At 58.9% G+C, this 13,286-nt stretch carries 12 protein-coding genes; 6 read left to right on the top strand and 6 right to left on the bottom strand.

The window, feature by feature from the left end; all coding sequences use genetic code 11:
- Positions 1 to 35: 35 nt before the first annotated feature.
- From ACQZ63_RS13755 to ACQZ63_RS13735, 5 genes are all read left to right on the top strand, one after another.
- The gene (locus ACQZ63_RS13755; protein ID WP_111802282.1) at positions 36 to 1,163 is read left to right on the top strand and encodes an ABC transporter substrate-binding protein; all 1,128 of its coding nucleotides are present in this window, start codon (positions 36 to 38) and stop codon (positions 1,161 to 1,163) included.
- A gap of 64 nt (positions 1,164 to 1,227) precedes the next feature.
- The gene (locus ACQZ63_RS13750) at positions 1,228 to 2,328 is read left to right on the top strand and encodes an ABC transporter substrate-binding protein (RefSeq protein WP_448799302.1); all 1,101 of its coding nucleotides are present in this window, start codon (positions 1,228 to 1,230) and stop codon (positions 2,326 to 2,328) included.
- 73 nt (positions 2,329 to 2,401) lie between these two features.
- Positions 2,402 to 3,490, top strand: a complete 1,089-nt coding sequence (locus tag ACQZ63_RS13745; protein ID WP_080801794.1) for an ABC transporter substrate-binding protein — start codon at positions 2,402 to 2,404, stop codon at positions 3,488 to 3,490.
- A 59-nt stretch (positions 3,491 to 3,549) separates the two neighbouring features.
- Complete coding sequence (locus ACQZ63_RS13740) at positions 3,550 to 4,467, top strand: inositol monophosphatase family protein (RefSeq protein WP_162691744.1); 918 nt, start codon at positions 3,550 to 3,552, stop codon at positions 4,465 to 4,467.
- 49 nt (positions 4,468 to 4,516) lie between these two features.
- Complete coding sequence (locus tag ACQZ63_RS13735) at positions 4,517 to 5,143, top strand: dual specificity protein phosphatase family protein (RefSeq protein ID WP_013762253.1); 627 nt, start codon at positions 4,517 to 4,519, stop codon at positions 5,141 to 5,143.
- A 113-nt stretch (positions 5,144 to 5,256) separates the two neighbouring features.
- Here ACQZ63_RS13735 and ACQZ63_RS13730 read toward each other — a convergent pair whose 3' ends face one another.
- Both ACQZ63_RS13730 and ACQZ63_RS13725 read right to left on the bottom strand, forming a co-directional pair.
- Positions 5,257 to 6,816: a TerC family protein gene (locus ACQZ63_RS13730; protein ID WP_019566897.1), complete on the bottom strand. Its 1,560-nt coding sequence runs from the start codon at positions 6,814 to 6,816 to the stop codon at positions 5,257 to 5,259.
- Positions 6,817 to 7,117: 301 nt separating this feature from the next.
- Positions 7,118 to 8,134, bottom strand: coding sequence for a DUF1402 family protein (locus ACQZ63_RS13725; protein WP_448799276.1), 1,017 nt, complete (start codon positions 8,132 to 8,134; stop codon positions 7,118 to 7,120).
- A gap of 258 nt (positions 8,135 to 8,392) precedes the next feature.
- On the opposite strand from ACQZ63_RS13725, the gene ACQZ63_RS13720 reads away from it, so the two are divergent.
- Entirely contained in the window at positions 8,393 to 9,058 is a 666-nt protein-coding gene (locus tag ACQZ63_RS13720) for a transglutaminase-like cysteine peptidase (protein ID WP_065663440.1), read from the top strand.
- Between the two features lie 70 nt (positions 9,059 to 9,128).
- On the opposite strand, the gene ACQZ63_RS13715 is transcribed toward ACQZ63_RS13720, so the two are convergent.
- From ACQZ63_RS13715 to ACQZ63_RS13700, 4 genes are all read right to left on the bottom strand, one after another.
- The gene (locus tag ACQZ63_RS13715; RefSeq protein WP_025595105.1) at positions 9,129 to 10,214 is read right to left on the bottom strand and encodes an ABC transporter ATP-binding protein; all 1,086 of its coding nucleotides are present in this window, start codon (positions 10,212 to 10,214) and stop codon (positions 9,129 to 9,131) included.
- Complete coding sequence (locus tag ACQZ63_RS13710; protein WP_003518166.1) at positions 10,211 to 11,038, bottom strand: carbohydrate ABC transporter permease; 828 nt, start codon at positions 11,036 to 11,038, stop codon at positions 10,211 to 10,213. The genes ACQZ63_RS13715 and ACQZ63_RS13710 overlap by 4 nt, the downstream gene beginning before the upstream one ends.
- Complete coding sequence (locus ACQZ63_RS13705) at positions 11,035 to 11,937, bottom strand: carbohydrate ABC transporter permease (protein WP_003518164.1); 903 nt, start codon at positions 11,935 to 11,937, stop codon at positions 11,035 to 11,037. Before ACQZ63_RS13705 ends, ACQZ63_RS13710 begins: the two co-directional genes overlap by 4 nt.
- Positions 11,938 to 12,051: 114 nt before the next feature.
- Entirely contained in the window at positions 12,052 to 13,284 is a 1,233-nt protein-coding gene (locus tag ACQZ63_RS13700) for an ABC transporter substrate-binding protein (RefSeq protein WP_025595104.1), read from the bottom strand.
- Positions 13,285 to 13,286: the final 2 nt, after the last annotated feature.

Genomic DNA, 13,286 nt, shown 5'->3' with positions numbered 1-13,286 from the left:
AAAGACTGACAATCGCTTGCTGAAGGAGGAGCAGTATGAAGCGGAAAATGACGGGCGGCCTTAGCCGTCTCCTGTGTGCAACGGCAATTCTGGCAACGTTTGGCGGCGTGGCGAAGGCGGGGGAGCCTTTCGACCTCAACGCCCTGATCGAGGCTGCCAAAAAGGAAAAGCCGATCACCGTCTATGACAGCACGGGCAAGATCGTGGAAATGGCGAAGAATTTCGCCAAGAAGTATGGCGTGGGCGCGGAGGGTGCGAAGGTAAAGGCAACAGCGCAGCTGGAGATGGTCATCCGCGAGGCGCGGGCCAACAATATTCAGGGTGACGTCTCGATCATCAGCGATGCCCCGGCGGCGATGGCACAGCTTATTCCAATGGGCTTTGTTGAAAGCTGGTTGCCGCCGGATCTCGCTGGCAATATTCCGCCGGAATATCAGGATCCGCTGACCGTCGTCACCAGCGCCAATGTCTGGGCCTACAATACCGAGCTTTTCGACAAATGCCCCGTTTCCAATATCTGGGAACTGACCGACCCGAAGTGGAAGGGCAAGGTGGCGATGCAGGATCCGCTCGGCAAGGCATCCTATGTCGACTGGTTCAACCAGATGGCTAAGCATGGCGATGGGGAGGTGAAGGCGGCCTATAAGGCGCTTTACGGCAAGGACCTCGAGACCGCAGAGTCAAGCGCGACAGCGGCCTGGGTCAAGGCACTTGCCGCCAACGCGCCGCTGCTGACCGATGCCGATGCAGCGGCGGCGGAAGCCGTTGGCACGCCTGGCCAGAAGCAGCCCTTCATGGGCCTCATCAGCTCGGCGAAGTTTCGCGATAATGCCGACAAGGGCATGAAACTCGGCCTCTGCAATGAGCTGAAGCCGTGGATCGGCTGGCTTTATCCAGGTGTCGGCCTGATCACCACGGGCACGGATAGCCCCAATGCTGCAAAGCTCTTCATTCACTACGTCATGACTGCTGAAGGCATCGCGCCGCAGGCGATCGACGGCAAGATGTCCACCAACAAAGACGTAAAACTGCCCGCCGACGAACCTTCGGGTATCGGCGCCGTGCTCGACCGCGTTCTGCCCTACAGCATGGCCACCAGCCTGGAAGACTGGGATGCGCGCGAAACCTGGCAGGACTTCTGGCGCGTGAATTACAAGAAATAATGGGGGGACCGACACAGTGAATATCATGACCAAGAACCGATGTGGTGGCGAGCGGCGGCGGCGGATGGCGGCTTCAGCCCTTTCCCTTATCTTCTCGCTGGCGCTTGGCGGTGCTGCCCACGCGCAGGACGCCTTTAATCTCGATGCGCTCATCGACGCCGCGAAGAAGGAAAAACCGATCACCGTTTATGCGGTGACCGGCAAGATCGTCGACACCGCACAGGCCTTCACCGCCAAATATGGCGTGCAGGCAAGCGGCAAGAAAGTGAACGAGGCAACTCAGGTCGAGTTGATGATCCGCGAACATCGCGCCGGCAATGTCGTCGGCGATGTCAGCGTCGCAACGGATGTCGCCTCCGCCATGGGGGAACTTCTGCCGGAAGGCATTGCCACCAGCTGGTCGCCACCGGATATGGAAAGCGATATTCCGCAAAAGCTGCGCGATCCGCTCGTGGTCGTTTCGGATCCGCATGTGTGGACCTACAATACCGAGAAATACGACAAATGCCCGGTCACCAACATCTGGCAGCTGACGGAGCCGCGTTGGAAGGGCAAGCTTGCCATGCTCGATCTCTTCGACAAGCCGCTTTATGCCGACTGGTTCAACCAGATCGAAACCCATCATGATGCCGATGTCGCCAAGGCCTATGAGGAGCTCTACGGCAAGAAGCTGGAAACGGGCGAAAAAAGCGCGACGGCTGCCTGGGTGAAGGCCTTTGCCGAGAACGCTCCCCTGCTGACGGACTCGAGCACGGTTGCCGATGCGGCGGGCGCTCCGGGACAGACCGATCCCTTTTTCGTCATCACCTCGGCGGCGAAATACCGCGATAATGAGGCCAAGGGGCTGAAGCTCGGTCTTTGCAGTGGCGTCAGACCGTTTTCCGGGTTCCTCTATCCCGGCTTCGGCCTGATTGCCGGGCAGACCAAAAGCCCGAATGCTGCAAAGCTCTTCCTTCACTATCTGATGACGGAAGAGGGCATCTCGCCGCAGACGGTCGATGGCAAAATCTCCGGCAACACGAAAATCGGTCTGCCGGCGGACGAACCATCGCGGGTAGCCGATCATCTCGACGAGTTGATGGCCTTTGATGCCGCAACGGCGGCCGACGACCTCGACAAGCGCGAAGGCTGGCAGGATTTCTGGCGTGTGAACTACAAAAAATAACGGCAGGGCAGGCGCGAGCCTGCCTTGCCTTTTCCTTGGGAGGGGAACGATGAGAAGAAGCAGATTTTTACCGATGACGGCGATAGCCATCGCCGTTGCAGGCTTATCCGCAATGGGGGCTGCAGCCGAAGAAACCTTCGATCTCGATGCGATCTTGGCGGCGGCGAAGCAGGAAAAGCCGATCAATATCTACGACAGCACCGGCAAGATCGTGGAGATGGCCGACAAGTTCAGCGCCAAATACGGGTTAAAGGCGACAGGCGTGAAGGTTTCCGCCAACAGCCAGCTGGAAATGATCATCCGCGAAAGCCAGTCCGGCAATGTGCAGGGCGACGTGGTGCTGATCACCGATGCGCCATCGGCGCTCGCGCAGCTTCTGCCAGCGGGTTTTGTCGAGAATTACCTGCCGGGCGACATGGTTGCGAAAATCCCGGCCCAGTTCCAGAACCCGCTGGCAATCTCCACCAACGCCAATGTCTGGGCTTACAATACGGAAGCCTATGATAAATGCCCGGTGACCAACATCTGGGAACTGACCGAGCCGAAATGGAAAGGCAAGGTCGCCATGGTCGATCCTTTGAGCAAGAGCACCTATACGGACTGGTTCAACCAGCTCGAAGCCCACGGCAACGAGAAGGTGGCGGCCGCCTACAAGGCCCATTTTGGCAGGGATATCGAAAAGGATGCGGCCGCAGCCTGGATCAAGGCGCTGGCGCAGAACGGCCCGCTTGCCACCGATGGCGATGACCCGGTGGCAGAGGCCGTCGGCGCACCCGGCCAGAAGCAGCCCTTCTTCGGCCTGCTCAGCTCTGCCAAGTTCCGCGACAATGCCGACAAGGGCTACAAGCTCGGCCTCTGCACTGGTCTCGATCCCTGGGTCGGCTGGACCTACATCAAGCTTGGGCTCATCGCCTCCAAGACCAAAAGTCCGAACATGGCGAAACTCTTCGTCCACTACATACTGACGGAAGAGGGCATCGCACCGCAGATGAAGGACGGCAAGCTGCCGACCAATATCGACATCAAGATGCCGGCTGACGAGCCGTCGGGGCTGATGAAGGTTGCCGACAGGCTGATGGGTTACGAGTCCGCCACCGGCCTCAACGATTTCGATCGTCGCGAGGAATGGCAGGATGTCTGGCGCGTCAACTACAGGAAATAATCCAGGCTGGCGCGGTCCTGCCGCGCCGGTCCCTCCTTTGCGAAAAAAATAGACTGGATATGCCGATGCAAAGCCCTTCTTCGACTGAAAACAAATCTGGAAATGAGGAGGCGCTTTCCCGCTCGGTGCGGCTGATGAAAATCGCCGAAGCGGCGGCGCGTGCCGTGCGCGATCCGCTGCTGGTGGCATTCCGCTCTGATATGGCGGTGGATTACAAGGTCGATCTCCACGACATCGTCACCATTCACGACAAACGCGCCGAAGCCGCGATCCGCGCCGTCATTCTCGAACGGGAGCCGAATTCGGCGATCATGGGCGAAGAGGGTGGCCAGATCGGCAACGGCGAGGTGCAATGGTATGTCGATCCGATTGACGGCACGGCGAATTTTGCCCGTGGCCTTGCCTTCTGGTGCGTATCGATTGCCGCCGTCATCGGTGGGGAAGCCGTTGCCGGCGTGGTGTACGACCCCGTGACTGACCAGATGTTTTCCGCCGACCTCGAGGCTTCTTATCTCAACGGCGACAGGCTGCGCTCCCGCAGCGTCGCAGATGAAACCCGGGCGACGCTTATCACGGGCTATCCGGTCTCGCGCGATTTCCGGCTGGATGGGCGGGATGCGGCGCTTTCCAATTTCGGTGCGCTTGTCGAGACCTTTTCGACGCTGCGCCGGCCCGGCAGCGCTGCACTCAGCATCGCGCATGTGGCGGCTGGCTGGACAGATGCTGCTGCGGGCTTCGGCGTCAACGCCTGGGATGTGGCAGCAGCCATCCTCATTCTCAAGAATGCCGGGGGAACATACGAGCCGCTGACCTTGGGGAAGGTGGCGGAGGGGTCGGCCGATTTTCTCTGCCCCGGCTATATCGCTACGGGCGAGGGGGCGAATTACCAGACATTGCAGCGGGTGGCGCGATCCATATCCGCAAGCCGCATAGCCAGGGCAGCGATCTCGCCAAGCCAGACGGCTGCAAACGCCTGAACAAGCAAGGACATGACGGCCGCCACATCGGCGCCGATGGAGACAAGACATGCCGCAACCGGAAAAGACCCTATCCCGCGAACAGGAAACCGGCGAATTGCCGAAGCTCAGCCGCATCTATGAGCGGCATCCTCTTTATGGCGTCGATCTCTTCATTTCAGGTAAGGAAGGCGCCAGCGATCTGAAGCTTCTGCGTGAAAACGGCATCACCACCGTCGTCAATTGCGCCGTCAATCTCGACTTCAACTTCGTGGAGCAGCCGCAGATCGTTTCCGATCATGAAGGCAGCGTCTATGGACCCGGCGAAATACGTTATTACAAGATCGGCCTGATCGACGGCGATGGAAATCCCGATACCCAGATGGTTGCGGCCCATTACATCCTGCGGGCGGCGCTCGAACAGATACTGCCCGACAAGCCGTCCTATCCCCGGCGCGAGCGCGGCAGCGTGCTGATCAATTGCCGCGGCGGCCGCTCGCGTTCCGTCGCCGTTGTTGCGCTCTTTCTGCATATGACGTTGCCGGTGGAATTCCCGACGCTCGACGATGCCATCAGCTTCGTACGCGTGAAGCGTGAGCTGCCTGAAAACGAATGGTACAAGGCGCCGAAACCGGTGCTTGCGGAAGCAGCCCGCCGCGCCGCCGGCTGGATTACCACGATCGATGCCGCCCACTAGAGCGGAGGACGGTTTTCACCGGTCGGCCGCTTGCTTGGTGACGCAAATGTGGAGACGGGCCGTGGCTTGCACGTCACGTCGCCATTTCGAAACGGGTTCGGGATTTTTCCAGCTCACGCCTCGGGAAGCGTGGTGTTCCAGACCCGGACCTTTTCAATGTTTCTGTCCGAGCAGGAAACGATCTCGAACTCGAACCCGTCGCCGGAAACACGTTCGCCGATCTCGGGAAGGCGATTGAGGCGCCAGAGGATGTAGCCGGCGACGGTGGAGTAACGATCGTCCTCGTCCACCAGATCGATATCCAGCAGATAGGATACCCGTCTCACGTCGACAGCGCCGTCCAGCAGCCAGGAACCGTCCTCTGCCCGTTCCGAAATCTGCGATTCCTCGCCCTCATCCGGAAATTCGCCGGCGATAGCCTCGAGAATGTCGGTAGGCGTCGTTATTCCCTGAAGCGTGCCGTATTCGTCGACGATGACGGCCATCTGGAGCGGGGATTTGCGCAGCTGCTCCATGACCTGCAACGCGGTGGCGCTTTCATGCACGACGAGGGGTTGGCGCAGCGAGCGCTCTAGGTTCAATTTGCCGTCATGCAGAAGATCGCGCAGCAAGTCCCTTGTTGCGGCGACACCGAGGAACGAATCCAGCTTGCCCTGCGCGAGCATCAGGCGGGAATGGTCGAGTTCCAGCAGGCGGTTCCTTAGCGTATCGTGGTCGGCGTCGACATCGAGCCAGTCGATTTCCGTCCGTGGCGTCATGATTGATACTACCGGGCGCTCGGCAAGCGTAAGGACACCGCGGATCATGTCCTTTTCCTCGGATTTGAACAGGTCGCTTCGTGCCGCCTGTGCCGCGATGACGTCGGCTGTCTCGCCAAGGGACTGTTCTTCGCCGACACGGCCGCCCAGAAGCCGCAGAATGGCATCGGACGTCCGCTCACGCATATCACCGGCGGTGATACGTCTTTCGCGATTGCGCCTGCCAATCTGGTTTGCCGCCTCGATGAGCACGGAAAAGCCGATTGCGGCATAGAGGTAACCCTTGGGAAGGTGGAAGCCGAAGCCTTCGACGATCAGGCTGAAGCCGATCATCAACAAGAAGCCGAGGCAGAGAATGACCACGGTGGGGTGTTTCGACACGAAGCTCATCAGCGGCTTCGATGCTGCCATCATCACGGCCATGGCCACGCAGACGGCGGTAATCATCACCCAGAGATTGTTGACCATGCCGACGGCGGTGATGACGCTGTCGAGCGAGAACACGGCATCAAGCACGACGATCTGCACGATCACCTGCCAGAAGACGGCATGGACGACCTTGCCCTGTTTTGGCTTATGCGCGCCCTCCAGCCGTTCGTGCAGTTCCATCGTTCCCTTGGCGAGCAGGAACGCACCACCGAGAATGAGGATGAGGTCGCGCCCGGAGAAGGAGAAGTCCGCGACCTGAAATAGCGGCCGCGTCAACGTCACGATCCATGAAATCGAAAACAGCAGCAGAATGCGCATGACAAGCGCCAGCGACAGACCGACGATCCGCGCCTTGTGGCGTTGATGCGGCGGCAGCTTGTCGGCGAGGATCGCGATGAAAACGAGGTTGTCGATACCGAGGACGACTTCGAGGACGATAAGGGTAACGAGGCCGATCCAGATATTTGGATCTGCGAGGAATTCCATGGTCAGGGGCCTTTATGGGAACGGGCGCGAACGCAAAAAGCCCCGGACTGAACATCCGAGGTTGAAACCCGTTTCGTTGAAGAAAACAAGAAAGGACGAGGCTGGCTTCGCTTTACGCAAGCCAGCCTCGTTCGGTGTCGACTATCGTCGGTACTGTCGCCTTCGTCAGGCATATCGCGGAATTATCCCACTATCAGTCAATTCATGTGCACGTGGCAGTAGCAGATTCCGGGCGGTCGGGGAAGCGTTTTGCGTGCATCATCCTTTGCGAGGCAGATTTGCAATCCTCCCTGCAAGGGCATTATCGCGTTTTTTCACCGATATCCGAGGTGGTTCGCTTGTCGATGGCCTTGCCATCGAGGATGCCTCTCAGAACGTCGAGGCGCTCGTTGATAAGCCATCCATAGTAGTTTTCAACCGGCAGCAGGTTCTTTGCGCCTGCATCCACGGCCGTCCGCAGGCGTTCGGCGCGACGCCGGGGTTGGCCGACATTGTAGAGAGTGGCGGTGATGCCGGGATTGCCGGAAATGTCGAAGCCTTTTTCCCTGTAGGCGTCGATGGAATCTCGAAGGATAGCGGCGATGTAGATGATGCTCCGGTCAGGATCCATGACGTCACGGTAGATCTCTTTCGGCCTGTCGGCGGAGAGTTTCGGCAGACCACTGGTTCTGTTTACGAGATCGGTAACCTGCAGCGCCGTCAACGGGCTGATCTGGCCAAGACCAAAGGTCTGTCCGGCATAGAAGGGCTGGAAGAAGGCCCGCTGGAACGAAATCGCTTCATAGCTCACGCCATCGACGACCTTGCCGCGGAAACTTGCATCCCAAACGATATCGCGGCAGCTCCATTGCTCGGATGTCGTGGCAAGCGTCGCGCAGGAGCGGAATTCCGGACGCTCGAGAAACGTCTTCAGGGCAACGCCCTGATAGCTGAATTTTATATCGAGTTCCGCATAGGAAACGGCCTTGACGTAATATGTCTGAAGGCGGTCCACGGCGGTGACGTTGAAAGTGTGTTCGCCAACGATGGCGCCGACGATGTGGATAGGATCGATGCCATAGGCCGCTCCCGCCTTCCTGATCTTGCCGAGTAGACCGGGTTCGCTGTTTAGAAGATCGACCGTCTTGCGGAATTTTTCCTCATAGGTCGTGGAAAACGCCCTGGTCCTGATCGCCGAGGCCTGAGGTATTTCCGGCTGTTGGGCGGAGCGGTTTCCGGGAGGTACGACGACCATCTGCTGCGCTGCGGCATTTGAGGGCAGGCAGGCCAGTGCCAGAATGACAGCGGCCGCGCGGGTGGTCTTCGCAAACAGGCTCATGCAGCGTTCTCTAATATATGGATTACTATTGCGTGACGGCCTCTTCATAGGCAGGCCGCCCCGGCGTGGCAAGTTCCCGCTGCTCACTTTACCGTTGCTGGCCGTTCAGATGCCGTGGCTACCCCGGCGTTATCCCAGTCAACGCCGCTCCTTGTCGGGACCATAGGGAGCGGAATTATCGGGTTCGTTAAAAGTCGAGCATTTTGTTTCATGTGAACTCAAATCGCCACCGGTAGGTCATGTCGTCAGGAGACGAACATGACCCATCTCATCAAATTGCTGCAAGCATGTTTCATTCTGGCCGTCGCGGGTTTCGCTGCGCCGGTGCAGGCGTCTCCTTCGATGCAGACTGGCAAGTTCACGTCGCAGCCCATCGGGCATTACGATTTCTGCAAGCGGCATACGGATGAATGTCAGCCGGTCAGGGAAATGCCGCCGCTCAGTCTTACGCCTGATGTCTGGGCTACCCTTGTTTCGATCAACAGCGCAGTCAATATCGAAATCGACCAGCGTTCCGACATGGAAGTGTGGGGTTACGAGGACTATTGGGAGTATCCCTATAACGGCGCGGGAGACTGCGAGGACCTCACGCTGGAGAAACGGAAACGGCTTATGGATGCCGGTTTCCCGGTTTCCGATCTGCTGATCACCGTTGTCCGGGACGAAAAAGGCGATGGCCATGCCATCCTCACGGTAAGAACGGACCGCGGAGATTTCATTCTCGACAATATGAAATCGAAGATCTTTCGCTGGGACGAAACGCCCTATACCTATCTCAAGCGTCAATCCACGGAACATGCCGGTCGGTGGGTGGATATTGAAGGCTCCGGTTCGCCCGCCATCGCCGCCCGCGAGGTTGGCCGGGCCACCGCCACCTCCGCAACCGCGCGCCGCAACATCCTCGACATCATCATGGGGCGCTGAAGCTTTCACCTCGTTGCGGATCGGAAAGCCCCGAAGGGCCGCCCGGTCCGGATATGCCCCATGGTTCGTTTCACCGGCCTCCGAGGCCGGCTCCGGTTTCTTCATCAAATAAATGCAGGTCGGTCGGGTTGATGTCGAGGCCGACGACTTCGCCGCTCCTGACCTCACTGCGTCCCTGTATAGCGATGACCACTTCGGTCGATGTGCCAAGGGTGAGGAAGGTGGCCGAACCTGTGGTTTCCACGGCCGAAACAGGTAACGTCAGCGCCGCGCCGGTTGCGGTTCGAGGTCGGATGTGTTCCGGCCTGATACCAACGATGACACGCTTGCCGGGCGATAAGGGAGCCGGGTTTTTGATGGACTGCTGCGGCTCGCCTTCACTGAAACGAAGCTGAAGCGCCGCGCCGTCCGGGCTGACCGTTGCCGGAATGAAATTCATTGCCGGTGAACCGATGAAGCCAGCAACAAAACGATTGACCGGGCGGTCGTATAATTCCAGTGGCGTGCCCTGCTGTTCGATCACGCCGTCGCGCATGACGACGACGTGATCCGCCATCGTCATAGCCTCTATCTGGTCATGGGTGACATAGACCGAGGTGGCGTGCAAGCGGTCGTGCAACGCTCGGATTTCCTTGCGCATGTGCACACGCAGGGCCGCGTCTAGATTGGAGAGCGGTTCGTCGAACAGGAATGCCTGCGGGTTGCGGATGATCGCGCGGCTCATCGCCACACGCTGGCGCTGCCCGCCGGAAAGTTCGCGCGGATAGCGCTTCATCAGCTTTGACAGGCCTGTGGTGGCTGCAACCTCCTCTGCCGCCTTGCGGGCTTCCGATTTTGCCACGCCGCGCATGCGCAGCGAGTAGGTCAGGTTCTCCTCCACCGTCATGTGCGGGTAGAGCGCATAGGACTGGAACACCATCGCCACATCGCGCTTGCGCGGCGGCACACCGTTCATCAAAGTGCCTGCAATACGCATGTCGCCGCTCGATATGGTTTCCAGCCCCGCCAGCGAACGCAGCAAGGTGGACTTTCCGCAACCGGACGGGCCGACGAGGGCGACGAAGGTGCCCTTCTTGATGGAAAGATGGATGTTCTTCAGCGCGTGGAAGGCGCCGTAATATTTGTTTACGCCGGAAAGTTCGATCTGAAGGGTCATTTTAACGCTCCCGATGTCAGGCCGGAAACGATGCGGCGCTGCAAGAGAATGAACAGGGCAAGAATGGGCGTCACATACATGGTCGCATAGGCCATGATGTTGTTCCATTCGCTGGTGTTGGGGCCCATGAAGGAATTGAGGCCGACACTGGCAGGCTGCAATTCAGCCGCCTGGATCATCGATTTCGAATAGACGAATTCCCCGAATGCCTGCATGAAAATGAGAATGGCGCTGACGAGAATGCCGTTTCTGGCAAGCGGCAGCACGATGTTGAAGAAGGCGCCGACGCGGGAATTGCCGTCCACAAGCGCTGCCTCTTCCAGCTCCTGCGGCACCGCCATGAAGGTTGCGCGCACCAGCACCACGAAGAAGGGCATGCTTTTCGCCGCAATGGCGAGAATGACCGACAGGCGGGGATAATCCAGCAGACCCACTTGCGAGAAGCCGACGAAGATCGGCGTAATCATAAGGGACGCCGGCAGAACCTGCAGCATGAGGATGAGGAAGAGGCCGATATCAACCCAGACGTTGCGATAGCGCGCCAGCACATAGGCGCAGCCAACGCCAAGCACGGTGATGAGCGCCACGGCACTTGAAGCGATGAGCACCGAATTCCACAGATAACGGCCCATATTGCGGCTTTCCCAGACATAGGCATAGGTCTGCCATTGCGGATCGGCCGGCCAGAAGCCCGGCGGGTTCGCAAACATCTCCGAGCCGCTTTTCAGCGAGGTCAGATACATCCAGTAGAGCGGAAAGAGATAGATGACGGCAAGCACGATGGCGATTGCCAGCATCAACCGGTTGCGGGTCGTGATACTCATCCGCGCACCTCATGCCGTGTCGAGCGCACATAAACGACGGAAGCCAGCATGACGAAAACGATCATGATGACGGAGATCGTCGCGCCCTTGCCGAAATCATATTGCCGGAACGAAAGATCCCAGGCCCAATATTGCGCCACGTTGGAACTGTTGTTGGGCCCGCCATCGGTGATGGCGGCGAAAAGATCGAACTGCTGAAGCGTGAAGATCAGGCCGAGCGAGATGATCGCGCCGATGGTGGAACGCATCATCGGCAGGGTGATGGTGTAAAAACGCTGCCAGGCGTTCGCGCCATCCAGCTCCGCCGCTTCGTAGAGATCGCCGGGGATGGAGGCGAGGCCGACAGAAAGAAGGATCATGTTGAACGAGGTGCCGAGCCAGATATTGGCGATGACCACGGCCCAGAGCGAAAAATTCGCGTCCGATCGCCAGAAGATATTGCCTGAGATCATGCCGCTTTCCCGCAGGAAGAAATTCAGCACGCCGAAATCGCCTGACAATATCCAGTTCCAGATCGCGCCGACGACGAGGCCGGGCATGACCCAGGAAACGAGGAACAGCCCGCGCAGCCAGGTGGCGCCGGGAAAGTTCACCCAGAAGAACAGCGCCAGACCGAAGCCGATGGCAAATTGCCCGGCAATCGAGGTGACGACAAAGGTGACGGTGTTGAAAAGGATCGGCAATGTTTCCGGTTGCCGGAACAGGTCGATATAATTCTTGAAGCCGACGAAGGGGCGCACGAAGGTGCCCAGGCTGAACATGTCGACTTCCTGAAAGCTCATGACGATGTTGTAGATGAGCGGCAGGCCCGCCATGACGAACAGGAAGCCCAAAGGAAATGCGACGAGGATGAGGTCGAAACCACGACCGTCGCTGACGCTGGAAAACAGTTTTTTCATGAAACATCCTCACAAGCTCCGATCGGGGCCGCCGCTGCATAAAGCAGCAGGCAGCCCCACCGGGAGGAACCCCTTGGATGGGGCCGGGTGAACCCGGCCGCCCGCCCAGACAGATCAGCCTTCGATCAGCTTTATCTTTTCAGCGGCCTGATCGAGCGCGGCCTTCGGCGTCATCTGACCCGACAGGGCGCCCTGGATAGCGTCCTGGATCGCCTTGGAAATCTTCGGCCATTCAGGCGAGGGACCACGCGGCTGCGCATATTTGAGTTGCTCGATAAAGGTCTTGAGCGCTTCGTCCTTCAGCGCGTTGCCGGTGGGCGGAACGGGAATATCGGAACGCGCCGGCAATTGCCCGAAGTTCTTGAACATGTCCTTGTCCTGCGAGGCGAAAAATTCGATGGCCTTGAAGGCTTCGGCGGGATGTTTGCTCTTGGAGAAGATCGCCCAGTTATAGTCGCCCATGGCCGAAGACCGCGGCGCGTCCGGCGTCGGAACCGGCAGTAGCGTCACGCCCCAGTCGAACTTGGCGTCCTTGAGCATGCGGTCGATTTCCCAAGGACCGGAGATCGCCATGGCCGCGTTGCCGGCGTTGAAGGTGGCGGTGGAATCCCACTGGCTGCGCGTCAGCGTATCCGGCGAGGCCAGCTTTTCACTGAGAAGGGTCTTCCATGTTTCAAGCGCCTTCACCGCGCCATCGGTATTGATGTTTTTGTAGGTGGCGCCGGCCATCTGCGCCCATGGCAGAAACTGGAAGGTGCCCTCCTCGTTGGCCTTGGCGCTGAAGCTGATGCCGTAAACATTCTTGGCGGGGTTGGTCAGCTTGCGGGCAGCTTCCACAAGCTCGTCCCAGGTCTGCGGCGGTTTTGCCGCATCGAGACCGGCTGCCTTGAACAGGTCCTTGTTGTAATAGAGTGCGATCGTATTCGTCGCCTTCGGAACGCCGAAATATTTGCCGTCCCATGTTACGGATTTCAGCGGACCCGGAAAATAGTTTGCCGTCTTGATGACGTCCGACTTCGCAATCATATCCGTCACGTCAAGAAACGCGCCACGTGCGGCGAACATGGCGTGGTTTGGGTTGTCGATGGCGATGATATCGGGCGCGTTGCCGGTCGAGTAGGCGCGCATGGATTCGCTCACCACATCATCGAACTGCAATTGCCGGTATTCGATCTTGATGCCGTTATTGAGCTTGTTGAACTCGTTCACGAGGTTGGGTGCCGGCTGGATGTCCCTGTCCAGCGACCACAGGGTCAAGGTCACATCTTCCGCATGCGCCACCATCGCACCGGCGGATACGCCTGCCAGAACAAGCGCACCGGCGATCATGCATTTCGCGATACCCATAA

It is taken from the genome of Agrobacterium sp. CG160-95, assembly GCF_053521725.1.
The sequence above is the reverse complement of the archived record's forward strand: the minus strand, read 5'-3'. Positions and strand labels throughout refer to the sequence as shown.

Coding starts and splice junctions, on each gene's coding strand:
- ACQZ63_RS13720 (WP_065663440.1), top strand. CDS start 8,393: ATGACCCATCTCATCAAATTGCTGCAAGCATGTTTCATTCTGGCCGTC.
- ACQZ63_RS13735 (WP_013762253.1), top strand. CDS start 4,517: ATGCCGCAACCGGAAAAGACCCTATCCCGCGAACAGGAAACCGGCGAA.
- ACQZ63_RS13715 (WP_025595105.1), bottom strand. CDS start 10,214: ATGACCCTTCAGATCGAACTTTCCGGCGTAAACAAATATTACGGCGCC.
- ACQZ63_RS13740 (WP_162691744.1), top strand. CDS start 3,550: ATGCCGATGCAAAGCCCTTCTTCGACTGAAAACAAATCTGGAAATGAG.
- ACQZ63_RS13705 (WP_003518164.1), bottom strand. CDS start 11,937: ATGAAAAAACTGTTTTCCAGCGTCAGCGACGGTCGTGGTTTCGACCTC.
- ACQZ63_RS13700 (WP_025595104.1), bottom strand. CDS start 13,284: ATGGGTATCGCGAAATGCATGATCGCCGGTGCGCTTGTTCTGGCAGGC.
- ACQZ63_RS13730 (WP_019566897.1), bottom strand. CDS start 6,816: ATGGAATTCCTCGCAGATCCAAATATCTGGATCGGCCTCGTTACCCTT.
- ACQZ63_RS13755 (WP_111802282.1), top strand. CDS start 36: ATGAAGCGGAAAATGACGGGCGGCCTTAGCCGTCTCCTGTGTGCAACG.
- ACQZ63_RS13725 (WP_448799276.1), bottom strand. CDS start 8,134: ATGAGCCTGTTTGCGAAGACCACCCGCGCGGCCGCTGTCATTCTGGCA.
- ACQZ63_RS13745 (WP_080801794.1), top strand. CDS start 2,402: ATGACGGCGATAGCCATCGCCGTTGCAGGCTTATCCGCAATGGGGGCT.
- ACQZ63_RS13750 (WP_448799302.1), top strand. CDS start 1,228: ATGGCGGCTTCAGCCCTTTCCCTTATCTTCTCGCTGGCGCTTGGCGGT.
- ACQZ63_RS13710 (WP_003518166.1), bottom strand. CDS start 11,038: ATGAGTATCACGACCCGCAACCGGTTGATGCTGGCAATCGCCATCGTG.